The sequence below is a fragment of the Gordonia sp. ABSL11-1 genome (assembly GCF_030315685.1).
GTDB lineage: Bacteria > Actinomycetota > Actinomycetes > Mycobacteriales > Mycobacteriaceae > Gordonia.
The window spans coordinates 1-343 of the sequence record NZ_JASXSI010000111.1; the positions used below are offsets into that span (position 1 = coordinate 1).

Below are 343 nucleotides of genomic sequence, written 5' to 3' on the forward strand. Positions count from 1 at the left end.
TGGTTTCACGTTGGGTACCAAAGGGTTTCATCCGTCCACGTTGACCTATTGGCGGCGCAGGTTGGCGGCCAGTGATCGCCCGCACCTGATTTTTGAGAAGGTTCGTGAGGTGATCGTCGAGACCGGGGTGCTGGCCGGTAAACATCGTCGGGCCCTGGACTCGACGGTCCTCGATGACGCCGTGGCCCGCCAGGACACCGTCACCCAACTGATCGCAGCGATCCGGCGGGTGGCCCGCGACGTCGACGGCGCCGACGCTGTCGTCGCCGCACGGGCCACCCGACTCGAGGCGCTGACCGGCGCCGGCTACACCCAGACCGGGAAACCGCGGATCGACTGGGAT

1 pseudogene is annotated in these 343 nt (G+C 66.5%); it reads left to right on the plus strand.

Going from position 1 to position 343, the window contains the following annotated elements:
* Positions 1–343, plus strand: a pseudogene (locus QSJ19_RS26670) (IS5/IS1182 family transposase); the annotation flags it as partial.